This window comes from Bacillus cereus group sp. BfR-BA-01524 (assembly GCF_022662595.1).
In the GTDB taxonomy this organism is placed as follows: Bacteria; Bacillota; Bacilli; order Bacillales; family Bacillaceae_G; genus Bacillus_A; species Bacillus_A thuringiensis_S.
On sequence record NZ_JAKUDW010000351.1, the window covers coordinates 1 to 307 of the forward strand.

The following is a 307-nucleotide window of genomic DNA, read 5'->3' on the forward strand; positions in this document are numbered from 1 at the left end:
GTAAGATCCCTGAAAGATGATCAGGTTGATAGGTTCGAGGTGGAAGCATGGTGACATGTGGAGCTGACGAATACTAATAGATCGAGGACTTAACCATATAATATGAAGCAATGTTATCTAGTTTTGAAAGAATATAAAAAACTTGTTGACTTTTAAAAGGAAATAAGTTAAAATGATTCTTGTCTTAAATGAATACAGTCTGGTAATGATGGCAGAGAGGTCACACCCGTTCCCATACCGAACACGGAAGTTAAGCTCTCTAGCGCCGATGGTAGTTGGGACCTTGTCCCTGTGAGAGTAGGACGTT

2 rRNA genes are annotated in these 307 nt (G+C 40.1%); both read left to right on the plus strand.

Features of this window, described 5'->3' with window-relative positions:
- Nucleotides 1–97 (plus strand): 23S ribosomal RNA (locus tag MR170_RS31420); the annotation flags it as partial.
- A 101-nt stretch (nucleotides 98–198) separates the two neighbouring features.
- A 5S ribosomal RNA gene (gene rrf, locus MR170_RS31425) occupies nucleotides 199–307 on the plus strand; the annotation flags it as partial.